Source organism: Streptomyces mirabilis, from assembly GCF_039503195.1.
Lineage (GTDB): Bacteria > Actinomycetota > Actinomycetes > Streptomycetales > Streptomycetaceae > Streptomyces > Streptomyces mirabilis_D.
This window is the reverse complement of record NZ_JBCJKP010000001.1, coordinates 10,366,601-10,388,652: the sequence shown is the minus strand read 5'-3', so window position 1 is coordinate 10,388,652 and position 22,052 is coordinate 10,366,601. Positions and strand designations below refer to the sequence as shown.

The 22,052-nt window shown below is 69.5% G+C and carries 22 protein-coding genes and 7 pseudogenes; 11 read left to right on the top strand and 18 right to left on the bottom strand.

The genetic code is table 11. The features are described from left to right. Window positions 1–87: 87 nt before the first annotated feature. Window positions 88–597 (bottom strand): annotated as a pseudogene (locus AAFF41_RS47320) (DUF1918 domain-containing protein). Window positions 598–702: 105 nt separating this feature from the next. On the opposite strand from AAFF41_RS47320, the pseudogene AAFF41_RS47315 reads away from it, so the two are divergent. Beyond that, a pseudogene (locus AAFF41_RS47315) lies at window positions 703–878 on the top strand (CBS domain-containing protein); the annotation flags it as partial. A 71-nt stretch (window positions 879–949) separates the two neighbouring features. Here AAFF41_RS47315 and AAFF41_RS47310 read toward each other — a convergent pair. Next, window positions 950–1,087: a dsRBD fold-containing protein gene (locus tag AAFF41_RS47310; protein ID WP_415925914.1), complete on the bottom strand. Its 138-nt coding sequence runs from the start codon at window positions 1,085–1,087 to the stop codon at window positions 950–952. A gap of 265 nt (window positions 1,088–1,352) precedes the next feature. Next, window positions 1,353–2,174: a universal stress protein gene (locus AAFF41_RS47305; RefSeq protein WP_319749801.1), complete on the bottom strand. Its 822-nt coding sequence runs from the start codon at window positions 2,172–2,174 to the stop codon at window positions 1,353–1,355. Between the two features lie 205 nt (window positions 2,175–2,379). Between AAFF41_RS47305 and AAFF41_RS47300 the strand changes: the two are divergent. The 4 genes and pseudogenes from AAFF41_RS47300 to AAFF41_RS47285 form a co-directional block, all read left to right on the top strand. Next, window positions 2,380–2,791: pseudogene (locus tag AAFF41_RS47300) on the top strand (universal stress protein); the annotation flags it as partial. A 640-nt stretch (window positions 2,792–3,431) separates the two neighbouring features. After that, entirely contained in the window at window positions 3,432–4,460 is a 1,029-nt protein-coding gene (locus AAFF41_RS47295) for an alcohol dehydrogenase catalytic domain-containing protein (protein WP_319749802.1), read from the top strand. Between the two features lie 245 nt (window positions 4,461–4,705). Then, window positions 4,706–5,100: pseudogene (locus AAFF41_RS47290) on the top strand (AMP-binding enzyme); the annotation flags it as partial. Next, a pseudogene (locus AAFF41_RS47285) lies at window positions 5,097–5,267 on the top strand (thiamine pyrophosphate-dependent enzyme); the annotation flags it as partial. The pseudogenes AAFF41_RS47290 and AAFF41_RS47285, both read left to right, overlap by 4 nt. 105 nt (window positions 5,268–5,372) lie before the next feature. Here AAFF41_RS47285 and AAFF41_RS47280 read toward each other — a convergent pair. The 8 genes and pseudogenes from AAFF41_RS47280 to AAFF41_RS47245 form a co-directional block, all read right to left on the bottom strand. Then, window positions 5,373–5,672 (bottom strand): annotated as a pseudogene (locus AAFF41_RS47280) (thiamine pyrophosphate-dependent enzyme); the annotation flags it as partial. 137 nt (window positions 5,673–5,809) lie between these two features. After that, window positions 5,810–6,265: an SPW repeat domain-containing protein gene (locus tag AAFF41_RS47275; RefSeq protein WP_319749803.1), complete on the bottom strand. Its 456-nt coding sequence runs from the start codon at window positions 6,263–6,265 to the stop codon at window positions 5,810–5,812. Between the two features lie 446 nt (window positions 6,266–6,711). Then, entirely contained in the window at window positions 6,712–8,202 is a 1,491-nt protein-coding gene (locus tag AAFF41_RS47270) for an AAA family ATPase (RefSeq protein ID WP_319749804.1), read from the bottom strand. Between the two features lie 352 nt (window positions 8,203–8,554). Then, window positions 8,555–9,220, bottom strand: coding sequence for a CBS domain-containing protein (locus AAFF41_RS47265; RefSeq protein WP_319749805.1), 666 nt, complete (start codon window positions 9,218–9,220; stop codon window positions 8,555–8,557). A gap of 144 nt (window positions 9,221–9,364) precedes the next feature. Then, window positions 9,365–9,502 (bottom strand): hypothetical protein, encoded by a 138-nt coding sequence (locus tag AAFF41_RS47260; RefSeq protein ID WP_319749806.1) that lies wholly within the window; start codon window positions 9,500–9,502, stop codon window positions 9,365–9,367. A gap of 16 nt (window positions 9,503–9,518) precedes the next feature. After that, a complete protein-coding gene (locus AAFF41_RS47255) occupies window positions 9,519–9,938 on the bottom strand; it encodes a CBS domain-containing protein (RefSeq protein WP_319749807.1) in 420 nt (139 codons plus the stop codon). A 148-nt stretch (window positions 9,939–10,086) separates the two neighbouring features. Further along, the gene (locus AAFF41_RS47250; RefSeq protein ID WP_343326010.1) at window positions 10,087–10,758 is read right to left on the bottom strand and encodes a CBS domain-containing protein; all 672 of its coding nucleotides are present in this window, start codon (window positions 10,756–10,758) and stop codon (window positions 10,087–10,089) included. A gap of 177 nt (window positions 10,759–10,935) precedes the next feature. After that, the gene (locus AAFF41_RS47245) at window positions 10,936–11,367 is read right to left on the bottom strand and encodes a DUF2267 domain-containing protein (protein ID WP_319749809.1); all 432 of its coding nucleotides are present in this window, start codon (window positions 11,365–11,367) and stop codon (window positions 10,936–10,938) included. A 485-nt stretch (window positions 11,368–11,852) separates the two neighbouring features. Here AAFF41_RS47245 and AAFF41_RS47240 point away from each other — a divergent pair, with 485 nt between their 5' ends. The 3 genes from AAFF41_RS47240 to AAFF41_RS47230 all read left to right on the top strand — a co-directional run bounded on the left by AAFF41_RS47240 (window position 11,853) and on the right by AAFF41_RS47230 (window position 14,376). Next, the gene (locus AAFF41_RS47240; RefSeq protein ID WP_343326009.1) at window positions 11,853–12,653 is read left to right on the top strand and encodes a sigma 54 modulation/S30EA ribosomal C-terminal domain-containing protein; all 801 of its coding nucleotides are present in this window, start codon (window positions 11,853–11,855) and stop codon (window positions 12,651–12,653) included. A 150-nt stretch (window positions 12,654–12,803) separates the two neighbouring features. Beyond that, on the top strand, window positions 12,804–13,601 hold the full coding sequence (locus AAFF41_RS47235; protein WP_343326008.1) for a hypothetical protein: 798 nt from the start codon (window positions 12,804–12,806) through the stop codon (window positions 13,599–13,601). 400 nt (window positions 13,602–14,001) lie between these two features. Beyond that, complete coding sequence (locus AAFF41_RS47230; RefSeq protein ID WP_343326007.1) at window positions 14,002–14,376, top strand: hypothetical protein; 375 nt, start codon at window positions 14,002–14,004, stop codon at window positions 14,374–14,376. Window positions 14,377–15,094: 718 nt separating this feature from the next. On the opposite strand, the gene AAFF41_RS47225 is transcribed toward AAFF41_RS47230, so the two are convergent. Further along, window positions 15,095–15,322 (bottom strand): DUF1918 domain-containing protein, encoded by a 228-nt coding sequence (locus tag AAFF41_RS47225; RefSeq protein WP_319749815.1) that lies wholly within the window; start codon window positions 15,320–15,322, stop codon window positions 15,095–15,097. 287 nt (window positions 15,323–15,609) lie between these two features. Here AAFF41_RS47225 and AAFF41_RS47220 point away from each other — a divergent pair, with 287 nt between their 5' ends. After that, window positions 15,610–16,713: a baeRF2 domain-containing protein gene (locus AAFF41_RS47220; protein ID WP_319749816.1), complete on the top strand. Its 1,104-nt coding sequence runs from the start codon at window positions 15,610–15,612 to the stop codon at window positions 16,711–16,713. 43 nt (window positions 16,714–16,756) lie between these two features. On the opposite strand, the gene AAFF41_RS47215 is transcribed toward AAFF41_RS47220, so the two are convergent. From AAFF41_RS47215 to AAFF41_RS47205, 3 genes are all read right to left on the bottom strand, one after another. After that, window positions 16,757–17,050, bottom strand: coding sequence for a hypothetical protein (locus AAFF41_RS47215; RefSeq protein ID WP_343326462.1), 294 nt, complete (start codon window positions 17,048–17,050; stop codon window positions 16,757–16,759). 5 nt (window positions 17,051–17,055) lie between these two features. Further along, the gene (locus tag AAFF41_RS47210) at window positions 17,056–17,412 is read right to left on the bottom strand and encodes a hypothetical protein (RefSeq protein WP_343326006.1); all 357 of its coding nucleotides are present in this window, start codon (window positions 17,410–17,412) and stop codon (window positions 17,056–17,058) included. A 278-nt stretch (window positions 17,413–17,690) separates the two neighbouring features. Next, the gene (locus tag AAFF41_RS47205) at window positions 17,691–18,362 is read right to left on the bottom strand and encodes a lysophospholipid acyltransferase family protein (protein WP_343326005.1); all 672 of its coding nucleotides are present in this window, start codon (window positions 18,360–18,362) and stop codon (window positions 17,691–17,693) included. Window positions 18,363–18,673: 311 nt separating this feature from the next. Here AAFF41_RS47205 and AAFF41_RS47200 point away from each other — a divergent pair. After that, a pseudogene (locus tag AAFF41_RS47200) lies at window positions 18,674–18,778 on the top strand (universal stress protein); the annotation flags it as partial. Continuing rightward, window positions 18,751–19,032: a hypothetical protein gene (locus tag AAFF41_RS52195; protein WP_487007384.1), complete on the top strand. Its 282-nt coding sequence runs from the start codon at window positions 18,751–18,753 to the stop codon at window positions 19,030–19,032. The pseudogene AAFF41_RS47200 and the gene AAFF41_RS52195, both read left to right, overlap by 28 nt. On the opposite strand, the gene AAFF41_RS47195 is transcribed toward AAFF41_RS52195, so the two are convergent. The 3 genes from AAFF41_RS47195 to AAFF41_RS47185 form a co-directional block, all read right to left on the bottom strand. Further along, on the bottom strand, window positions 18,993–19,412 hold the full coding sequence (locus AAFF41_RS47195; RefSeq protein WP_319749819.1) for an avidin/streptavidin family protein: 420 nt from the start codon (window positions 19,410–19,412) through the stop codon (window positions 18,993–18,995). The two genes, AAFF41_RS52195 and AAFF41_RS47195, sit on opposite strands and share 40 nt — an antisense overlap. A 161-nt stretch (window positions 19,413–19,573) precedes the next feature. After that, window positions 19,574–20,416: a universal stress protein gene (locus AAFF41_RS47190; protein WP_319749820.1), complete on the bottom strand. Its 843-nt coding sequence runs from the start codon at window positions 20,414–20,416 to the stop codon at window positions 19,574–19,576. Window positions 20,417–21,155: 739 nt separating this feature from the next. Next, the gene (locus AAFF41_RS47185) at window positions 21,156–21,881 is read right to left on the bottom strand and encodes a SpoIIAA family protein (protein WP_343326004.1); all 726 of its coding nucleotides are present in this window, start codon (window positions 21,879–21,881) and stop codon (window positions 21,156–21,158) included. Window positions 21,882–22,052 lie beyond the last annotated feature (171 nt).

The following is a 22,052-nucleotide window of genomic DNA, read 5'->3' as shown; positions in this document are numbered from 1 at the left end:
GGGCTCCTCCTTCGCGAGCTGACCGACCCAGTTGTCTCTGAAACCTGGTCATGGAATGCGAGCCGGTGAGCGGACGTCCGTGGCCGCTTACCGATCGGCCGGGCTGATGCGGCGGCCCGTGAGGCGTGTGGGCCGATTCGACACCCACATCTCACGCCGCCCCCGGCCCACGGCTCGGTGTGGGCGTGCTCGGCGAGCCGCCGCACCGCATCGGGCTCGATGGCCACGCTCGCAGGACCGACGACGAGCACACTCCAGCCCTGGCTCATGGCCTCGTCCACATGGTCGACCTCGAAGGCGATGTCCATTCCCACGGCCGCCGCAGGTCCCGCCGGGCGGGGTTGCGTCGGACCTGGCGGTCGCCTCGTCCGTACCCGGCCGGGAACGCTCATGAGCTCTCCCGAGCACGTGCTCGACGTGACGGATGTACGCGTCGGGCCCGGGGAACACGAGAGTCACCTCGTCCGTGTCCGACCGGTGCACGTCGTAGGGCGGTGGTCCATCCGAATGGTGGAGTCCGACGATCTCGCCGTCGCGCCTGGCAGCGCCGGTCGCCGGGCTTTCGATGACGAGTTGGTCGCCGAGGTGAGCTCGCATGATCGCCGCCGTTTCCGCAGAATCCGCTGTATCCAACCTGCCACGTACGAACCACCCCCGCACAGGATGGTTACCGACCACGCCGGCCACGACCGGCTCTCACGGCCCGTGGTGGACGAGACGGACGAGCTGCAGGGCATCGTCAGCGCGGCGACCTGCTGCGGATCTTCCTGCGCCGAGACGACGCCATCCGCGACGAGATCACCCGGGACGTACTGGAGCGGACGTCGGGCCTTGCTCCCCGAGAAGCGACAGCCGAGGTACGCGAGGGGCAGGTCACCCGGGCCATCCCGCGACCTCGCGGATGCTCGAGCGGACGCGCTCACGCCCTCGATGTCGCGCTCGGCGGCGTTCAGAAGCTGCCGGGCGAGGTCGTCCATGCCCGGCCCGCCGCCAGTTCGTCGCCGATCTCCGGCCCGTTCAGGTCCACCGGATGGCATTGTACGGATCCGTGGCCGGTGAGTGCCGTGGTGCCGGTATCCAGCACCACACGTGCATTCGCCGCGGCGGAACCAGGATGCGAACCTGTCGGAGGCGCGTATCAGGGGGCGCTCCCTTGAGCGCCGGCTCCCTAGGCGGCTGGGGGTGCGCTCGTGAGTCGGCTCCAGCGAGACGTTGCCGGATCCGTTCCCCCACCACTTGTTCACACCTTCGAACGGCAGCGGCCTTCGGGCACAGGGGCGAAGCTCCCTGTGGGACCGACGTCCGGTCCCGAGCGACCGGCTGGCGACATGGCCCGTCTCCGCCGGTCGTGGTCATATCTGGGGAACGACCGCGACGGGACATGGTGCGTGATGCAGCACCGCGTGATTGATCAGGCCCAACTGAAGGCCCAGGTGCCCCTGCCGCCTGCGGGCACCGACGACCAGCAGGTCCGCCCCTGACGCCGCCTCCAGCAGTGCCTGACGGGCTGGCCCCTCGATGACGTTTCGGCTCACCTGAGCGTCGCGGTACCGCTCCGCCGGGCCGCCCAGGGCGTCGTCGAGCACCTGCGCCGGCGGACGCCGGTGGGCCTCCGGAGGCCACGACGGGGCTTGAGGCGGCGTGATGAGAGCACCGAACGATGCGCTCCGGGCGTGCACGGCCACCAGTCGGCAGTGCCGCGCATGAACCTCGCGGAACGCGAACTGCACGGCCGTGTCGCTTCCCTCTCCCTCCTCGACACCGACGACGACGCACCCGAACCGGGCATTCCGATGCTCTGCCGCACCGCGCACCACGACGATCGGGCAGTCCGCTCGTGCCGCCACGGCCAGGCTGACCGAGCCCAGGAGCATGTCGGCGAGGTCGCCGAGCCCTCTGGACCCGACTACCAGTGCGAAGGCGTTGCGCCCCTTGTCGACCAAAGCGGAGGCCGCGTCCTCCCTCAGCACCTCGCTCGACAGCCGCACTGCGGGAGCGCCGCGCCGGGCACGCTCCGAGGCGGCGCTGATCACGTCGGATACTTCGTGGTCCAGCGTCGCCGCGTGCAGGAGGTGGAGCGGCACCCCGTGTCGCACCGCCTCGTCGGCGGCCCAGTCCACCGCCTCCAGGCTCGCCTCGGAGCCATCGATGCCGACCACCAGGGGAATCGTCACCGCCACTGACTCCTCTCCTGCCGGATTCCACGCCGGCCCCTGCTCCACCGGTCCGCATGCGCCGCGGAGGGGATGGGGGTGATCCTCGGGTGAGAGAACGCACCATGCCCATGCCCGGCATGTCGGAGACGCCATCCACGCGGCCGAACTCGTTCACGGTCACTCACCGTCGATTCCAGCTTCTTATGAGACGGAGGCCGCCGCCATGCAAGCAGTCGTCACCGTGGGCCTCGACGGTTCACCCGAGAGCCGTGCCGCCGCCCGGTGGGCCTCCGATGAAGCCAAGGCGCAAGCTGACGCTGCGCCTGCCGCACGCGTGGCCCCTGCCGGCGCCGGAACCGACGCGGGTCCCCGCGGAGATCGATCAGAACTACCGGGCGAAGCGGATCGTGGACAACGCTCAGGCGGAGCTCCAAGCGCGCCACCCGGACCTTTCCATCATCGGCGGTCCGGTGGCCGACGACGTCCGGAACGCACTGCTGCAAGCGGCATCGGAGTCCGAGATGCTCGTGCTCGGTTCGCGAGGTTTGGAACTCGTGGAGAGCTACTTCCTCGGCGATACCAGCATGCCAGTCGCGGCCCGGGCCGAGCGGCCGGTGGTCCTCGTCCGTGCCGAAACACTCAAGCACCTGACCCAGGTCCTCCGTACCTGGCGCGAGAACATCACGCGCGCTGTCCCGTCGCCCTCGTCCCCCCTGACAAGCCGCCATCCACGGAGCCCGAACCGCCCCGGGGAGCCGGCGATGCCGCTGCTTCATGACGACGTGTCCGTGCTCATGTGCAGCACCGGGCTCTACGCTCCTCGCTCCCACGTGCGGAGGTCAGCGAGACCCACACCGCGATCGTGTTCTTCGTCGGTGAACGCGCCTACGAGCTCAAGAACCGTTCGATCGACCAGTCGGAACAGACGGCGGTCCGTCGGCATGCCGCACATCACGACGAGCGGTTCGGGCACTTCCCTGTCCGGGCTGAGGCTCGCCACGCATCACGCCAACGCGCCCTGCAGCCCGGAGGTCGATCGACAGTCACACCCGTTGGATTCCGTTGTCGTCCAGGCGCTGGCAGCCGTACGCCCATGGGGGCCCGACCAGGCCCCGGTCTTCCGCCGCTCGTGCAAGGAACCGGACTGAGGAGGCACACCGACACGGCGACGACCCGACGCGAGCCATCGCCCCTGACGAGAACCCCCAGGGTCCGTGTTGCCCGGGAGTTCTCCGAGGGTGACGGTGGAGAGGGGGCATTGAAGGAGTGAGTACCGTGCGCGCACTCGTCTATCACGGCCCGGCACAGACCTCCTGGGACACGGTCCCCGAGCCGAGGATCGAGGAGGACACCGACGCGATCGTGCGCGTCGACGCGACCACCATCTGCGGCAGTGATCTGCGCATTCAGCGAGGAGACCTCCCCGAGGTGAAGCCGGGGACGATCCTCGGCCACGAGGCCGTGGGCGAGGTGGTGGAAGTCGGCCGCGGGGTTCACACCCTGCGGCCGGGAGATCAGGCGATCGTGTCGTCCGTCTCGGCCTGCGGCCACTGTCCCTTGTGCCAGGACGGCATGTACGGGCAGTGTCGCGGCGGTGGCGGGTGGATCCTGGGGAATCTGGTCAACGGAACCCAGGCCGAGTTCGTGCGTGTGCCCTTCGCCGACTCCTCCGCCTACCGGCGGCCCACCTCTCTCGCGCTCGATGACGCGGTCCTGCTCGCTGAGCTCCTCCCCACCGCCTATGAGGTCGGGGTGCGCAACGGACACGTGGGCCCGGGGGACACCGTCGTCGTGGTGGGCGCGGGTCCCGTGGGACTTGCCGCGCTCACCATCGCGCGGCTCTACTCGCCCCGCAGGATCATCGCGGTTGACCTGTCTCCGTCCCGGCTGGAAGCCGCCGCCCGTCTCGGGGCGGATTCCGCCGAAGTGCCTGGACGGTTGATCGCCGACCTGGCCGAGGGGCCCGGCGCCGACGTGGTCATCGAGGCCGCAGGCGATCCGGACAGCTTCGCCCTGTGTACACGCGTGGTGCGCGCAGGGGGGCACATCGCCAACATCGGCATGCACGGCAAACCGGCCACGCTGCATCTCGAGGCGCTCTGGCGCAAGAACATCACCATCAGCACCGGCCAAGTCGACACCTCCTCCATGCCATGGCTGCTCGACCTGGTGACGCTCGGACACCTACCGATATCCCAGCTCGTCACCCACACCTTCAGCCTCGACCGGATGAAGGACGCCTACGACGTCTTCTCGCACGGCACCGACACCGGCGCCCTCAAAGTCGTACTGCATCGCGAGTGAAGCACCCACGCCGACAGCGACTGTGACACCACGGTGCCTCCCGCCTCCCGCACCGCAGGGTTGGTTATTCACTGGACCCGCGGGACAGCCGCCCAGCAGACGGGGTCGTAGCCGACGCCCGTCGCGATGCGGTCCGGGAAGGGCGCGGCGATTCAAAAGACGTCAAGCCAGGGGTCGGGAGGAGCACACCGCCGACCCCCGGCTGGGTCACCGGGATGTGGCACGGTGTCATCGCCCCGCTCGTCAGGGATACGGACGGCTGGTACTGGTTCGTGGGGCGCGCCGACGCCGTCATCAAGTCGGCGGGGCATCTGATCGGCCCGTTCGAGGTGGAGAGCGCGCTGACGGAGCACGCTTCGGTCGCCGAGGCCAGGGTGATCGGTCGGCCGGACCCGGTTGCCGGGAGCGTCGTCAAGGCGTGCGTGTCGCTGCGCCCCGGTGTCCTGCCGACTCCGGATCTGGAACGGGAGCTGCTGGCCTTCGGCCGCCACACGCTGGGGCCCGCCGTCGCACCGAGGGAGATCGCCTTCGACCAGAACCTGCCCAGGACCGCAGCGGCAAGGTCATGCACCGGCTGCTGCGTGCACGTGAACTCGGCTTCCCGGGCGGGGACTTGTCTACCTTGGAGGGATCCGCATGAGTCTGGGGACACTGACACCCAAGGACGCGGTCGTCTCCACCTACCGCGAGCACGGCCACGCGCCGGCCCGCGGCATCACGGCCGAGGCCGTCATGGCCGAGATGTACGGCACGGCGACCGGCTGCAGCGGAGGGCGGGGCGGGTCCATGCACCTGTTCGACGCCGCCGTTTCTACGGCGGCAGCGCCATCGTCGCCGGCGGTCTCCCGCTGGCCGCGCGGGGCTGGCGTGCGCGTAGCGGGTGTTGACGGTGTACGGCGCCCGTCACTCGGTGATGCCTTCGACGGTCCGCCGTGCGGCCTGCTCGACGGCTTCGACGTCCATGCCGTCCACGGCCCACGCGGGCATGCCGTAGGAGGCGGCGCGCATGCCAGGTCGGTCTGCGCGTGCTCGCGGGCGAGGGCTGTGCTCATGGCGTAGAGGTTGTTCTCGCAGGCGAGCAGCAGTGGCAGATTCCACAGGGATGCGAGGTTCGCTGTCTCGTGGAATTCGCCTTCGGCGAAGGCTCCGTCGCCGAAGAAGCAGCAGGTGACACTGCCCGCGCATGCTGTCGGCGAGGGCGAGACCCGTGACGACGCGGAGCATCCCGCATGGATTCCCGGGGCACCGGGGTGCCCCTTGACCTGCCGAGTCCTGGGAGCCCGTGAGCTCCGCGCCACCTGCGTGGTGGGGCTGAGCGGACTTGGCCCCACCGGCAAACGGGAGGATCGTCACGACCGGCGCTTGACCCTCAGTGCCAGCAGCCCCGTGCCCGCAGCGAACACAACGGCGAGGCCGCCGACCACCGCGTTGTTGACGATCACCGAGGCGGGGTGCGAACTGCTGGCACCGGACACGACAAACGGAGCGATGACGGTCCACACGCCGATTCCGGCCGCCGCCCAGCACATTGCGTGGGTGCGCTCGTAGGCGGATCCGAAGCCGCCACCCATGAGGAACGCGTACGCCAGGCCCGTGATCAGGTTGGTGACGGCGAGTGTCGGCAGGGTCGTGTGGAAACCCACGATCCATGCCGATGCCGCCAGATACAGACCGGCCAGCAAGGCCAGCCCTTCCATGATCTGCGCTGTCACCGTCGTCGTCGCCCGCTCGGAGCCGGCACGCAGCGCAAGAATGTCCGGGTGTTGTTCAATACCCGGGAATGTACGTTCGGCCACGTCAGACACCTCCCGTGTCATTCCGAACCCGCTGCGCTCGATTCGCATCGGGTAGAAAGGGAAAGTAACCCCTTTTCTCTCCCCTACATCGTGGACCACGTTCTCACCCGAGTCGTGGGCCGAACGGCCCCTCACGGGGTACTGGGCGGGCCATGGTGGATTCGCTGTGATCCGCTGCGGTCGAGGGACGGTGACCCGCGACGAGGAAGTCGCCTTCCGGCGCGTCAGCGTCGCGTGGACAACACGTCCTTTGTCGCTGAGGGCGTCGCGCCACCGCGACCCTGGCCAGGCCCTCGGGGAAGGCGTGCTCGCCGTGCACCGTATGCCGCGCCGTCGGCGTTCTGGCACTGGCCCCCGGGGGCACCGGAGGCACCTGCCCGGGCGGCCACGGCAAGCGGGGTGCCGGCTGAACCGGATCACCGGCGAGTACCGCTCGCTGCGCGGCTGCTGCCGGGCTACCTCCCCCGGTACAACCGGTCGAGGTCGACGAGCACGACGTGTCCGTTGGCTTCGGCCGCGCGAAGCGCGAAGGTGAAGCCGACTCCGCTGTAGCAGGCGGGGCGGGTGTGGGTGACATCCTCACCGTGGGCGGCGAGGAGGTCGAGGAGGTGGCGGAGCTGTTCCAAGTGGTGCAGGTCCATGACCGCGTCCCAGCGCGCCACCCCCACGGACAGCAGCGCCGAGGGTCGTGTGTCGGTCGGGCCGCGTACGACCACCTCTGCTTGTGCGTCGGGGCCGGCACGGCGCGCGGGGTCGGGGAGTGAGCCGTGGGCCGCCGTCACGGGGTGCGCGCCGAAGACGGCCGGGTCGGCGAAGTTCATGACCCAGTCCCGGCAGATCTGGGCGAAATGAGGGCCGACCACCGCGGAGTCGAAGACGGGACGCATGCGCTGCCAGACCTCGCCGGCGTCCTGCTGCTCCAGCGCCGAGCGGTAGGACCAGACAGCCGCATGTTCGAAGGCCAGCAGCGGCTCAGTGATGCGCAGCCGGATCAGATTCGGGCGGAAGGCGTCGGGCTCACCGTGCAGCAGACCGTTGTCCCGCAGCAGCGCCAGCCAGCGAGCGGCATCGGTGAGCGGAGCGCCGAGGCGTTCTGCGATCTCGCCCTGTGTCGAGCAGCCCGACGCGATGGCGGCGAGCGCGGAGTGGCACAGGGCACGGTCCCAGTGGTCGGTCTCCTCCTGCAGCAGGTGATGTGCCTCCAGAAACAAGGGAGTCCGGGGATTGAGCACGGTTCTGCACACCCAGGTGTCGAAGTCGTCCGACCCGCCGGCCGCGCTTTCCCCGACATAGCCCCGGTAGGCAGGCGTTCCACCGACGACGGCATGGACCAGCAGGGCGAGGCCGGGGTCGTCGATGTTCCAAAGCCTCGCGGCCTGTCGGTAGTCCAGCGGACCAAGGGTGAGTTCCAGGTCGGTCAGCTCGTGCAGCGGTGAGGCCGCGCTGAACAGTCGGTGCATCACTGGCAGGGCGCTGCCGCTCAGCACCAGGCGCGCACGGTTGTCAGGGTCCGTCTCGCGCAGACGCCGGTAGGCGCTGTGGATGACGGAGGGCAGCGGAGGACTCTGCCGTACGAGGTCGGCGAATTCGTCGATGACGATCGGGACAGGCCGCCGGTCCCCCAGCGCGAGCAACGCGTCGACGGCGTCCTCCCAGCCACGCCAGGGGCTCGGCGGCTTTGTGCCCGTGTACTGGGACAGTTCGTCGGCAAGCCGACGCAAGGACTCGGCCTGAGCCGCCGACTGCGCTCCGAAGTAGAAGCCGCCCAGGGCCGCGGTGAGTGCCTTCAGGAGGTATGTCTTGCCGTGCCGCAGCCGTCCCGACACCACACCGAGGCCGGGTCCGGACCGGGTGTCCCCGGCGAATGCGACGAGTGCGTCCCACTCGGCGTCGCGGTCGAAAACCGTCTTCGGCTTCGCGGGACCAGAAATGTCGGACGGCGACACGGCTGCTCCCCTCGCTCGATGACACTCCTGCCACCAGTACAACGTCGATTGCCGGACACCGCGACATGAGCGGCCACGTACGGACAGGCAGGTCAGGCCCCGATGGCGCCTCCTCCGCCGCCTGCGTCCTCCCCGCCCGTCAGTTCCTGTCCCGCCGTGCCAAATGCAGACCTCGCTGCGGCGGCCTGCCACGCGGCAGACGTCCCTGCGGGCGTCTGAACGATTCCGTGCGCGAGCCGGACCCGATCTGCGATGCATCCCGTTTGTTGCGTCCGTTGTTGGCTGCTGTTCCCGGGCGCCGAACGAGCCTGTCGGCCATTGATGCGCACCGGCCATGCGGTGCCGGCCGGTTCTACGCGATCATGTCGTCGACGGCGTAGTCGATCAGCGGCCTGACGTTGACGACCCCGTCCACACCGTTGGCAAGTCGTTCGGCGATCTGGGCGGTGCTGCGGTTCTCGACCTCCCCGCGCAGGGTGACGACACCCTCGTGAACCTGAACCTGCACTTCCGTTCCGGTCAGCCGTAGCATCCCTTTCAGTACGTCGTCGCGGATCTCCTCGCGGATCTCCTCGTCGGGGCGCAGGAAGACGCGGAGCAGGTCCGAGCGGCTGACGATGCCGATGATGCGGTCGGTCTCGTCCACGACCAGCAGCCGCCTGACCCGGTGGCGGTCCATCGCCCGGGCTGCCTCGGCGACCGGCCAGTCGGCGTGAGCGGTGACCACGGGGGTGGTCATCAGCCCGGCGGCGTTCTCCGCGCGCGCCTTGGCCCTCTCGTGCGGCCACCCGGGGGGTGTTTCCTGCTGGGCGTATTTGTCGGGTTGCTCGGCCTGCTTGCGGAGCAGGTCGGCTTCGGAGACCAGTCCCATGGGGGAACCACGTGTGTCGGCCACGGGCACGGCGCCGATGCCATGGGTGGTCAGTACGGAGGTGATCTCTTTGAACGGGGTGTCAGGACTGACGGTGACGACGTCGCGTGTCATCACTTCGCTGACGGTGCTGTGCTGGGCGGACATCGTGACAGCTCCTTCCTGCGTACGCGCATCGCGTGGACGCCGACTCGCGTCCCTTGCCTTCCACTGTGCTCCTTGCATGTCCGACCGTTTCCCGGGCCGATACTCCCGAATGCCGGCGACATACGGCCCGAAGCTGTACCCGTCTCAGCCCTCGAGCAGCGGCGCCTGCCTCGTACCGTGAAAGGTGTCGGGGATTTTCCGCACGGCGTCGACCACGGCGGCCAGGTCTGCCAGTTCCTGGGTCAGCCGCCACAACAGGTCGTCGAAGGAGACCATCCCCATGAGTCGCCCTTCGAATTCAGGTGGCCGCACAGACGACCTCGACGAAGTGGCCCACCTGCTCTTGCGGCAAACGGCGTGCGAGGTCCGCCTCGCTGATCATGCCGATGAGGCGGTGGTTCTCGATGACCGGCAGCCTTCGGATCTTGTGCTCCTCCATGACCTGGAGGACACGGTCGCTGTCAGTGTCCGCGTCGATCGTGATCGGCTTGCCCTGTTCGAGCTCGCCCGCGGTCATGGTCCGCGGGTCTTTGCCCTTGGCGAGGCACTTCAACACGATGTCTCGGTCGGTGATGATCCCGTGGAGGCGGTCGTCCTCCCCGCAGATCGGCAGAGCGCCGACGTTCAGTTCCTTCATCCTGCGCGCTGCGTCCTCCAGCGTCTGGCTTTCCTGGATGCAGGTGGCGCCGGTGTGCATGATGTCCCGCGCAGTGGTCATGGCTTCTCCCTTTCCGATGTGGGCTCATGCCCGGTATGGGTTCTCGAAGTGCCCTACGCACGCCGGCAAGCGGCAGCCAGGGCGCCGCAGCCACGGAACCGGTGTCGGGCAGAGCCCGTGGTGCCGGCGTCGCGTAGCACGGAGGGGGCTATGGCCGTGGTGTACTCCCGGTGTCATCGACGGCGTAGTTGAGGTGGTTGGTGACGTCGATGACGCCGTCGACGCTTTCGCACAGACGTACCGCGACGGGGATGAGCCTGCTGTGCGGCACGATGCCGCTGAGCGTCGCCCGTCCGCCGGTGACCCGGACCGTGACCGAGGCGGGGTCCAGACCAAGGGTCCGGGTCAGGACCTCGGCCGTGATCTCCTCGCAGATCGTGAGGTCTCGCCGCAGGAAGACGCGCAGCAGGTCCGCGCGGCTGACGATCCCCACCAGTCGGTCGGCGTCGTCCACGACGGGCAGCCGTTTGACGTGGTGACGGTCCATGGTGCGGGCCGCCTCCACCACCGACCAGTCCGGCCGTGCTGTGACGGCCGGGCTGGTCATCAACCCCTCGGCGGTCAGCGCATGCGCCTTGGCACTTTCCGCGGGCGGAAGGTGGGCGCCTGCCAGATGTCCCCCCGGATCCAGCTGACGCTGCTGCTTGCGCAGCAGGTCCGCCTCCGACACCACGCCGATCGGGTGCTCCTGGTCGTCGACGACCGGGACCGCCGTGACGTCGTGCTCCGCGAGCCGTACGGCGATGTCCTTGAAGCCCGTGTCACGCCGCACGCGCACCACCGCCGTCGTCATGAGCTCTCCGACTCTCCGGTGCTGCATGCCTACACCCCCTACCTCGATCGCCGATAAGTCCGGTTCTCCTCACACCGGCCGCCCGGTTCGCCCGTGAGAAGCCGACTCAGCGCCCACTCGTCCTGAGTACGTCAGTCCTGACGGACGTACCAAAGGCCGGTCGAGCCACGCGGCAAAGTGCTGTCCGCCGTCTCGTGCCACCGGTCAGGCAGTTGGCTGGAGGAGCAAAACGCGGATGTCGTGCGGGAGTTGTTCCAGCGCCGCCTCCAGGTGCCCGGGCGAGACGTGCTCGCGTACGACGGCGGTGACCACGGCGGCGATCCGCGGGACGTCCTCGGCGGTGACCTTGGCTTCCTGGACGAAGCGGTCCACGTAGCCCTCACGGTCGTACTTGACCGGTACGACACTGGGGTCCCAGCCGTCGTAGTAGGCGCCCCGCAGTAGATCGGGGAGCTGTGCGGCGAAGTGAGCGGCCACGTCGACGGTGAGCCTGTCACGGAACGTGTGCAGCCAGGTGCGGAGGATGCGGTGGGCGTAGTGGCGGTCCTCCGTGTCCAGGGCTTCCGACACGGCCTTGAGCCAGATGTTCGCGCTGTGGATGGCGTGCTCGAAGTCAGCGGGGTGTGTGGGGGGCATGGAGAGTTCCTTCCAGCCTGTCCGCGGAATTCGCCTGTTTCGCCGAATGCCGAGAGGCCTCATCCGCAGACGCCGACTTGTCCGGAAGCGGCGGGGTTACGGCACCGGCCTGGTGGCGTCCGCGCAGACATCAATGACGCCGCGGCGGCTTCTCTTTTCCCCGCCCAGGACTCCATGCTAGGACGGGCGGGGCCAGTTGGCAGCCGCACCACCACACGGCACCACGCGACCGTATGTCCAGGACCACCGGGGTCTTCCAGCGCCGAGATACGCCGACGCGGCGATCGCCCTGCCCCCTGGCCTTGTGCCTGCACCCGGCCGGCTTCTCCGACCGAGTTCCCGAGCCCGCCCCTGCAACAGCAGTTGCGCCATGTCCCGATCGGACGCAAAGAGGTTGATCGGCCGGGGACGGGCACGCCGACCGTGCGGACCGGCCCGATGAGCGCAAGTGTGGATAGTGGCACGTACGGAGCGAGGAGGCTGACATGAAGCGATCGGCACCACAGCGGGCTCCGGAAATCCAGGTGGAGGCACAGGGACCGATGCCACCAGGAGCCGTCGAGTACGCGCAGGAGAAGGTACGGGTGCTCACCGGCCGGACGCGGGAGCCGGTTCTGTACGCTCGCGTCAAGCTGACCCATATGGCCAACCCCGCCGTGGAGCGGCCCGCGATCGCCCAGGCCAATCTGGACGTCAACGGGCGTCCGCTCCGCGCGCACGTCGCCGCCACGGCCGTGATCGAGGCCGTCGACCTGCTGCAGGACCGGCTCGCTGCACGGCTGGAGCGGCTGGAGGAGCACTGGGAGGCCCGGCGGGGCAAGACGCCGGCGCCGGGCCCGCACGAGTGGCGTCACGGCAGCGGGCCCGCCCACCGACCCGACTACTTCCCGCGCCCGGCCGAGGAACGACAGGTCGTACGGCACAAGTCCTACTCGCTCGCCCGGGAGTCGCCCGACGAGGCGGCCTTCGAGCTGGAGTCGATGGACTACGACTTCCATCTCTTCACCGACGTCGGCACCGGAGAGGACAGCGTCCTGTACCGGTCCGGCCCGACGGGCTACCGCCTCGCCCAGGTCCATCCCCACCCCCACCTGGTCGGCCCCGCGGCCGTGCAGCTCACCGTCAGCGACCTCCCCGCTCCCCGGATGAACGGAGGCGAGGCGAAGCAGCGGCTGGACCTCACAGGATTCCCGTTCGTGTTCTTCGCCGACGCCGCCACCGGGCGGGGAAACGTCCTGTACCACCGCTACGACGGCCATTACGGCCTGATCTCCCCCGTCGAGTAGCGGCCGTCACCTGGCATACCGAGCCCGCGCGGGAAGCCCGACCGAGCCCACCGCGGGCAGCAGACGTTGTTTCGCGATCGAGATCGACCACCAGATGGTCCGGCCTCGGCGACGGCACCGCGGCTCAGTCGCCCCCGTTTGTTCACCCAGATGCCGCTAGAAGCATGTCCGGAGGTCACCCATGGCGAGGGAACGAGCTGCATTGTCTGGCCGGAGTCCGCAGCCGCGAAGCTGGCCGAGGACGTCGAGCGCGTCCTCGCGGCCCTGCCCGGGGTGGAATGGGCCGTGGCGAACACCGTGCTCGGTCATGCCGTCGTCGGCGCCGAGGGCTCCTTCGAGATCGCAACGATCACGGATGCCCTGATCGAGGTGGTGGAGGAAGCCCATGGCGTCATGCACCCGCTGCCCGAGCATCCTGTGTCGGGCGCGGCAGGCCGCAGGGCCACTTCGGCCATGGCCCTGCACATGGCGGCCGCCCCCATGGCGGCGCTGGCCGGGCTGATGGGCCGCGCCCCCGTCCCCGCGAGCCTGGCGGCGCTCGCCCCGCTCGTCGACACCCACCCCCGGCTCCGCCGCCTCATGGAACAGACCGTCGGCACCGAGAACGCCGGATTGATCCTGGCCTTGATCACTGCGGTGGGCCAGGCGGGCTCCGGCGGTCTGGTCGGGGTCGGCGTGGACGCCCTCCAGCACGCTCTGCGCGCCATGGAGGCCGACGCGGAGGCCGCCGCTCGGGCCGCGCGGCCTCGCGGGCAGCGCCGGGACACCGACCGCGGAACCTGCCCGCGAGACGCGGTTGAAGCCCGGCCCGGTCGAGACGTACGCCGACCAGGCACTCGCCGTGGCCGCCGCCTCTTTCGCGGGTCGCTGCTGGTTCACCCGGGGTCCGGGAAGAGCCGTCGGCGCGGCGCTGGCGGCGATCCCGAAGGCGCCGCTCCTGGCGCGTGAGGTTTTGCCTGTGCCGTCGGCCGAGGGCCGGCCCGCCGGGGAGTCGTCGTGACGGACCCCGATGCGCCGCGAAGGCTGGACCGGATCGGCATCGTGCTCCTGCTCCTCGACACGGACGCGCTGACCACCGGCTCCCAGTTGCCGGCCCATCCGGTCGCCCTGGACGAGGACGCGCCCTCGGGGGAACGCGCCGCGATGACCTACCGGCTCTTCGACGGCTCCGCTCCTGACCGCCTGCAGTGGGACGGCGAGTGGGTCCTGGGACCGGTCGAACATCTGATGTTGCGGGGACGCGCCGGAAAGCGGGCCCGGGAGCGGCTGCGCCGGGAGGGTGCGCGGCGCGTGCCGGGCCTGGCGCGCGGACGGCACCTGCTCACCGTGATCAGCGTGGTTCCCCGGGATGCGCGACGCCGCGAGCGCCTTCGTCCCTGCTGCCCCCCACGCGGCCGGGCTCAGGATCGTGGCTGCGGGCGCGCACACCACCGACGCCTGCGTGCGGGAGGCCGACGCAGTCAGCGAGGAGGGCGAACGGCTGGCCGATGTCGTACGGCCCTGCAGCGGTGACGGCGACGGCGTGCTGCTGGTCTCCCACGAACGAAGCGCGCTCATGGCCGCCGACGTGGGCGTCGGCGTCGCCGACCCGCAGGGGACATCGCCCTGGGGTGCGGATCTGTACCTCGACGGAGATCTCGCGCCGGCCGTCGTGATCGTAGAAGCCTGCCGCACCGCACGGGAGACCGCGCGCAGGGGCGTGTGCCTCGCCAGGGCCGCTTGACGGACCGCACGAGCTGGCCGAGGTCGAGGCATGCGAGCGGGAGGTACTCGAAAGCCGTGCACGGCGCTGCCCAAGGCGCCAACGCCCCTGCTTTCACTCCGTGATGACAGGCCATCATCGAGTCACCGGGGCTGCTGGCTGGGCCTTTGCGGCCGACTCGCCCAGGTGGACAGCGGGCTGAACCGGTGGCCGCCGAGTTCGACGAACTCTTGCAGCGCGTGACAAGGGCTGTGGGATCTGCCACCGCTGCCGCCGCACTGGCCCGGTTGCCGGCAGCGGACATGCGGGACACCGACGACACCCATGTCGTCGAGGTCCAACCATCCGGCCTCAAGCAAGATGGCATCGACATCGAAATCAACGAGCGGGAACTGCGCGTCACCGGGGAGCACAAGAACCTGGGACGCGACGAGGCCGATAGACCCTCGGCGACGGCGCAATGGCCGTCACCGTGGCCACGGCACAGTCCGCCGAGCCCCAGCACGCCTGCGACAGCAAGCCGGGCCGCAGTATCAGCCGAACAGACGGCGCACCCGGATCGTGTCGATGCGCCTCCAGCCGAGCTTGGGCAGCAGCGACCACCCAAGCTCGTCCCTGCAGCCCTTGCTGCCGCCCGCCCCTGCGGCGGCCGTGCCTCGCACTGCCCGGCGCCGTGGCAGCCTGGCGCCGCATACAGGCCGCCGCGCGGAGCTGTTGCCGCCCCCTGCGGCGTACCTGGTCACTGCCTCTCCCGATGCGCCTGCCCGAACGAGGTCTCGTGTGCCGGATGGGTCTCGATCACGCATCCCGGGCCGGGAAAGATCTCTGTCTCGTGACCGTCTTCGTAGCACACCCGGTAGGGCGGTTCTCCGTTTTCGCCGAGCACCTGCACGACAGTGGCATGGTGTTCGGTGGCTCCCACTGTTCTGCCGACGAACCGCAGCACGTCACCTTCATGCGCCTTCATCGTGGCTCACCTCGCTTCCTGCTGCCGTCTTTCCGTGTCTTCGTTCAGGATGACTCCGGCGGGTGGCGCGCGCAGAAGGGCCGTTCGGGTACCTCTGATGGGCTGTCGGGCCCATGACCAGGTCGGCGCCGGCCGGCCGGGGGCTCGTACGGCGAGCGGGCACGGCTCGTGAGGCGGGCGCATCCTGGAGTTGGAAAAGCTGCGGCACGCCAACCCGAACGTGTCTTGATACGGCGGCATCCCGGGCGTGGTGGCACGTGGCGCCGACAGTCCATTCGGGAGTGGCCATGAGACTTTCCTTCCTGGAACCTCTCTACAAGCAGCCCGGTCCCTTCGCGTCCGTCTACCTGGACACGTCCCGCGACGCCGCCATCGAGGATCCCGATGCCGCTGTACAACGGCGCTGGCGGCGTCTTCGGGACGCACTGATGTCGGAGGGAGCGGACCGGGACTCCATCACCGCGGTGGCGGGCACCGTGGGCAGCGACACGGACGTGCCCGGCACCCACGGGCAGGCCGTGTTCACCGCTCACGGACACCTGGCCCTGCTGGACGAGTTGCCCGCACCGCCCGCACGGGACACCGCGCACTTCGGAACGCTGCCGGACACCATGCCGCTGATCGTCCAGCACGCGCCCGGGATCCCGTACCTGGCGGTTCACGTGCACTACGGCGGCCGTCACTCGACGGACGCCACCGGCACCGTACGGATCGAAGCCGAGGTGGGCACATGGCCGCTGACCAAGGTCACGCCGGGCCACCGGCTGGACGAGGAGATCCCGGTGGCCGACTGGACCCGTGCCGCCAGAGAGGTCGGCCGGGAGCTGGAAGGTCACGCACGGCGCATCGACGTCGAGACGGTGGTCGTCGCCGGAGACGTCTGGGCCCGCGGCATTCTCGTCCACCGGCTTCCGGCCGCCCTGCGCCCACACGTCACCACCGTGCAGGGCGCCGGCGAGTCCGCACCCGGGCGGGCACTGCTGGAGCATCGGCTTGAAAGCCTCTTCGAAGGGCGCTTGGCCGCGCATGACCGAGCACTTCTGGACGCCTTCCTCACCGAGCGGGCCCGCGACGGAGCCTCCGCGGAAGGCCTCGCGCCCGCCGTGTCGGCGCTGCAACGCGGCCGGGTCAAGGCCCTTTTCCTCAACAACCACCCCGAGTCGCCGTTCCGTCTGTGGGCCGGCCCGGAACCCGGCCAACTCGCCCTCGCCGAACAGGAGCTGCGCTCCTACGGAATACACGAGGTCAGCGAGGAACGAGCTGACTCGGCCCTGGCCCGCGCCCTCGTCGGCACGAGGGCCGAACTGGTCGTGGTGCCCGAGCAAAAGCTGTGGTTGAGCGAAGGCGTTGGCGTACTGCTGCGCTACGCCGACACCCCATCCCGCGCATGAAAGGGCATCCGGGCAGCGACAGGACATCTGCTCTAGCCGCTGCTCAAGGGCGTACCCGGAGTTGGTCGTGCTGCGCGATGGTGGCGCCGCCGGCCCGTACGGCTTCCACCACTGCTTGGTGCAGGTTTCGGCTGGCCTGCTGAGAAGGACACGGCACCGGGCTGCCGGTCAGGGTGTACCACTCGGAGGTGCCGGTGTACTGGATCTTCACATCAGCCTGCCTGCCGTCCCAGGTGGTATGCACGGTCAGCTCCCCGGTGACGATCCCCGCCTCGTCGGTACGAACGCCGCCCTGCCCCGTGAACACACCTGTCGTCGTCCATGATGCCTGGACCATGGTCATCAGCCTTCCTTCGTGAATGCGGCCTCTTCCGGTGGTGCCCCGCTCCCGAATGTCCCAGGGCCCAACGGGCTCAGACCTCGACGGAGCTGCCGCTCGCCACCGGTTTCCTGTGCGCCCCAGGTTCCGGCGGAGTCACGGCGGTCCTTCCGGCTTCGTTCGCCACGAATCGGGTCAGGGCGCGGGCGCTTTTGAGGAACTGGGCGGGGGAAGACGATGGTGGAGTTCTTCTCCGCGGTGATCTCGGCGAGGATCTGCAGGTTGCGCAGTTGCAGGGCGATCATGAGCCGAACTCCCGGGTCCCGGACATTGCGCAGTTTTCCGAAGGGGAACACGACATCGCGCTGGTACTGCCGCACGATCGCGCCTCCGAGGTTCGGCACGACAACCACCTCCTTGAGGCTCTGGTTTTCATCGTGACCCGGGCGCGTGCGGCAGGACCCGTGCCATCCGTCCCGTCGGCCGGGGCCGATCGGCCCCGGCGTACCTGATGGCCGCGTCGGGGCCTCCGCCCTTGACGGGCCCGATCAGAGATGTCGTTGCTCTTGCCCACGGTTTCCTGTCCGGGATGTCGTCGGCAGCCGCGTTCACAGGGGCCGGCCGAACGGGCGACGGATCAGATGGGTGGGTCCGAGGTTCAGCGCCCAGTGAGGAGCACCGGTGCGCCGATCTGCCGGGCAGAGGTGTGCCAGGCTTGGGCCAGCGCGCTGTGTGTCAGGGCGAGTGCCTGGGCCTGGGTCTGTTCGCTGTCCAGGCGCAGCGGTCCACCGATGTGTACGTGAAGCCGTGGGCGGCGCAGCGGAGCGGTGAGCAGCCTCGCCACCTGTTCGAGGGGGCTGCCGGATGCCAGTGCGCGGGCTCCGGCCTGGCCCACGGGTACGATCTGGGCGCCGGTGGCGTGCGCGAGATGGAACAGGCCGGGGTGGAAGGGGCGGGGCGGAGCCTCGCGGACGCCTTTGCGATGTGGGAGGCCGCCTTCCGGGTAGAGCAGGACGGAGCGGCCCGCGGTCAGTGCGGCTTGGGCTTCGTGCAGTGCTTGGGCGGCTCGTGGGTCGTGCCGGTGAACCGGGATGTGTCCCTCGCGCGTGAGGACACGGCCGAGCAGGGGGACGTGCCACAGCCCTGCGGCTGTCAGGACGATGGGCTCGGTGCCGAGGCGGTGCAGGGCGGCGAGGACGATCGCGGGGTCGCTGAGGGAGGTGTGGTTGGCGATGATGACGCTGCCCGCAATCGGTCCGGACCCGGCATCTGTGGTGACGTCCAGGCGGCCGAAGACGGGCACTACGGCGTCTGCGAGGCGACTGATCACCACTGCACCCCCAGGGTGGCGAACGCCGATGGCTGCCCTTGTCGTTGCCGCGGCGGCGAGCACTCTTGATCACCTTATGCCCCGCGTGCCGCTACGGTCGGCTGTCCCGGCCGTTTGCCGCCCACCTCAGGGACTCCCATGGGTGTCAGCCGTCCGCGCAGTCGTGCCCACCGTGCGCTCCTCTGGCCCCGTGTGAGCCTCTGTGGGAGGAACGAGAGGGGCGAAACGGGTGAGTGTGAAGGCCGCAGCGGCCTTCATCGGCGTGCGCCGGGGAAACGGGGGCAGGGGCGGAAGGAACCGGGAGGCGGGCGGTGAGCGGCGAGACGGCATCCGCCGGACGGATCGTGGTCGGGGTCGACGGGTCGGAGCAATCGAAGGCGGCCCCGCGGTGGGCGGTCGCTCAGGCCGAGCTCACGACGTCAAGGGAGCTCCCGAGGCGCTCCTGCCGCAGTGCACCACTATCAGGGAGGAGGACGGGACGGTCGGCCCGCTCACCGGGCAGCGACGCCGTCCGATCGCCGGACAGGTGGACGCATTCGCCCGCCAGGGGCTTCGCGTCCTCGCAGCGGCCGAGCGGCAACTGGCCGTCGGCTCCCGACCGCCGGAGAACCGTGAGGCGGCTGTAGACCTTCAGGTCGGCATCGGGTGCGAGACGGGTCGGCCGCTGTGAAGAGCGCGCTCGACGTCCTCGCTGGTCCGCTTCTGCCGAGTGAACACATCTTGCCCGACCACAGTGGCCTCCCATGCCTCCGCCGTGGCGGATCGGGTCAGCAGCCAGGTGGTGAAGATACGGTCCGGGTCGGCAAAGAACTGGCCGCTCCAACTCGTGACGGAGCCCACGTTGCCATGCTCGTTGCGCCAGGCGACCGTCCAACCGACAGCGATGCCGTTTCCCGGGCTCGTCGGCCCGTCATGGCGTCCAGTGAGGACGTACGCCCCCGGCGTGTGTCCTACGGCGGTGACGTACCTTCCGGTGACGGTACCCTCCGGGTCCGACTCGAGGTTCATGAGCGAACCGAACTCGTTGTACCACTCTCCGTCAATGGGCATGATCTTCTCCTTGCCCGCTCGCGCCTGCGGCCTCTCGACCGGCACCTGTCATTTCATACAGTGATGGTGGCGGCTGGCGCGGCGACGCCAGCGTGTTGAAGCCGCCGGCGCAGCCGCTCGGGGAAGGCGTGGCGTCGTACGCGGTCAGTGGTCAGCGATGCTCAGGCCCGTGGGCGAATGACTGCCAGGGGGCACTGGGAGAACTGCAGGAGGTGGTGGCTGACGGAGCCGAGCGCCAGACCGTGGAAGCCGCCGAGTCCACGAGAGCCGACGACCAGAAGGTCGGCCCGGTCCGAGGCGCGGGCCAGCGCGATCACCGGTGGCTCGTCGGGCAGCTGTTCCACCACCTCGACGTCGGGGTACTCCTCGCGCAGCGGATCCAGCCACTCCTCCAACGCCTGCCGCTGCTCCTTGGCCATGGCGTCCTGGGCCACACTGACATAGGCGTGGGGCCCTGGATGGCTCCAGGCGTGCACGGCCTGCAACTGGGCACCGCGCAGCGACGCCTGCTCGAAGGCATAGGCCAGAGCGGCCCGGGAGTGCGCCGACCCGTCGGCGCCGACGACGATGCGGCCATGGCCAGTGGTGGCGTGGTTGACGATGACCACCGGGCCGGCCGCGTGACCGACCACCTGCAAGGCGACCGAGCCGAGCAACAGACTGCCGAAGCCGCCCATGCCTTTTGCCCCGAGGACCACCGTGTGGGCGTGCTCGGCTTCGGCCAACAGCACCGCTGCCGGGGTGCCCGAGGGGAGAGCGGATGTGACCTCCAGGTCCGGATGGGCTTCCTGCACGATGGCGGTGGCCTCGTCCACGACGCCGTGGTCCCATTGCCGTGCCTCCTGGGCGCGCCCCTCCTCGGTGGTCGCGTAGGAGTGGAACAGGGGCAGGACATGGATGATGCGCAAGGGGCACTGGCGCAGAGTCGCCTCGTGGGCGGCCCACACCAGAGCTCGCAGACTTCGCCCGGAGCCATCGACTCCGACCACGATCGGACCAGTCATTTCCTCTCCCGGGTAGACGGACGTCGGTGTTGCGGTGGGGTGACCATGGCCATCGGACGTGCCGCGCAGGCGTCTCAGCCATCGGTCGGCCAGGGGGCCGCACCGGTCTGCATGATCTTTCGGGCGGTGGTCATGGGACTCTCCTTCTGTGTCCGCGCGGAAAGAACCCGTGGAGTCCGGCCCGCCCGGCACCCCCCTCAAGACCAGTGTGGATACATCGCCTCCCGTCCGCATGCCGCGGAACGGTACCCACGGCGTGTCAGAGCCTGCGCCGCATGGCCGCTCGGACGCGTCCGACAGGCCGCAGGCCTGTCCAGCGTCCGTGGCCAGGGCGCGGAAACCGGCGCGCCCTTCACGCAGCGCCTCCGCGCTCCGGCCAGGCCCTCGCACACCATCGGCCGCCCTGCCCCGGTCGACTCCTGGCGGTGGCAGCACTTCGGGCGCTGGGGTTGCTGGGCAGTGCACCAGGCCCGCCCGAGGCTCTCGGGCACCACGCCCGCGTAGCCAAGTAGCCCCTGCCAATCATGCGGAGCGATACAGGCACCGAGTACGACGAAGGGCGCGAGGACAGTGCACACGCCATCGAGGCCGTCGACCGCCTGGCACGGATGAGTTCGAAGCGGATGCCAGCCGCCCACCGCGATCGTCTTCCCCTGCGCTCAAGAACGCCGGGTTGCGGAATCCTTACGGCTCGACACGACCCTTGAACGTAGCGCCTGGGCAGAGGACGGCTGTCACCTCAACCCTCGCCCGCGGGGTTACGGTCGGGCGGACTCGAGGCCCAGGCGACGGCGACGTCGAGTTCTCCGTAGCCGAACTGCCGTACCTCGGCTTGGGTGAAGTGGTTCGCGAAGTGAGGCACGAGGCCCGCGAGCTTGCTGTCGGCCGCCAACGCGATCCTCCTGACCTTGCGATGATGGTCACGGACGAAACGCACATGCCGGAGCAGGCTTCCGATGTTCTCCCATCCCGGAAAGGTACGAGCGTGTACCACGACACCGGCCAGTTCGTCATGGGTTTCGAGCCAGCTGTCGGCTGTTTGCGCCAGCGCGTCGAAGTCCTGTTCACGCAAGGGCTGTTCGACCTCGACCACGAGAATCTTGGACTCGGGCAGGAGCTGGTGGGAGACGCCGGGGCCTTCGGGCAGTGAGATGAGCCAGCGCAGGGCCTCTGCGCGATCCTGGCCGCCGAAGACGCGTACCGGACAGGGCATCAGGAAGCTCGCGAGCCGGGTCGACTGCCGGATCCAGCCGATGTCGCTAACGACGGCGCACCCTTCGAACAGGCGCATGGCGCCGATCCCCACCTTGAAGTCCTCCCAGCCGGCCGCCGGGGTGAACGACCCGAATTCCGGGCCGAACTCGTACAGAAGCCGGATCCGGCGGCCTTCCCTGCGTGCGTTGTCGACGAGCGGTTCGATCACCGCTTCGTAGTCGCCCTTCGACACTGTGCCGATCGCCTTCACAGCGTCCACCCCGGAGGGCACGTCCTGAACTCTGTCAAGCATGCCGTTCCTCTCAGCCGCGCCCCCGCAACGGCGTCGACGTCCTTGTACGCCTCCGGTGCCTCCTCGATCACGCTGCGCCAAGAGGCGGGACGCACCGCGTCCCCCGCCTCGACCAGCTCCCGGGCCGGG

Coding starts and splice junctions, on each gene's coding strand:
- AAFF41_RS47220 (WP_319749816.1), top strand. CDS start 15,610: ATGAGACTTTCCTTCCTGGAACCTCTCTACAAGCAGCCCGGTCCCTTC.
- AAFF41_RS47215 (WP_343326462.1), bottom strand. CDS start 17,050: ATGGTCCAGGCATCATGGACGACGACAGGTGTGTTCACGGGGCAGGGC.
- AAFF41_RS47230 (WP_343326007.1), top strand. CDS start 14,002: ATGCGCGACGCCGCGAGCGCCTTCGTCCCTGCTGCCCCCCACGCGGCC.
- AAFF41_RS47260 (WP_319749806.1), bottom strand. CDS start 9,502: ATGGGGATGGTCTCCTTCGACGACCTGTTGTGGCGGCTGACCCAGGAA.
- AAFF41_RS47255 (WP_319749807.1), bottom strand. CDS start 9,938: ATGACCACTGCGCGGGACATCATGCACACCGGCGCCACCTGCATCCAG.
- AAFF41_RS47240 (WP_343326009.1), top strand. CDS start 11,853: ATGAAGCGATCGGCACCACAGCGGGCTCCGGAAATCCAGGTGGAGGCA.
- AAFF41_RS47225 (WP_319749815.1), bottom strand. CDS start 15,322: ATGAAGGCGCATGAAGGTGACGTGCTGCGGTTCGTCGGCAGAACAGTG.
- AAFF41_RS47250 (WP_343326010.1), bottom strand. CDS start 10,758: ATGCAGCACCGGAGAGTCGGAGAGCTCATGACGACGGCGGTGGTGCGC.
- AAFF41_RS47190 (WP_319749820.1), bottom strand. CDS start 20,416: ATGACTGGTCCGATCGTGGTCGGAGTCGATGGCTCCGGGCGAAGTCTG.
- AAFF41_RS47195 (WP_319749819.1), bottom strand. CDS start 19,412: ATGCCCATTGACGGAGAGTGGTACAACGAGTTCGGTTCGCTCATGAAC.
- AAFF41_RS47235 (WP_343326008.1), top strand. CDS start 12,804: ATGCCGCTAGAAGCATGTCCGGAGGTCACCCATGGCGAGGGAACGAGC.
- AAFF41_RS47265 (WP_319749805.1), bottom strand. CDS start 9,220: ATGTCCGCCCAGCACAGCACCGTCAGCGAAGTGATGACACGCGACGTC.
- AAFF41_RS47245 (WP_319749809.1), bottom strand. CDS start 11,367: ATGCCCCCCACACACCCCGCTGACTTCGAGCACGCCATCCACAGCGCG.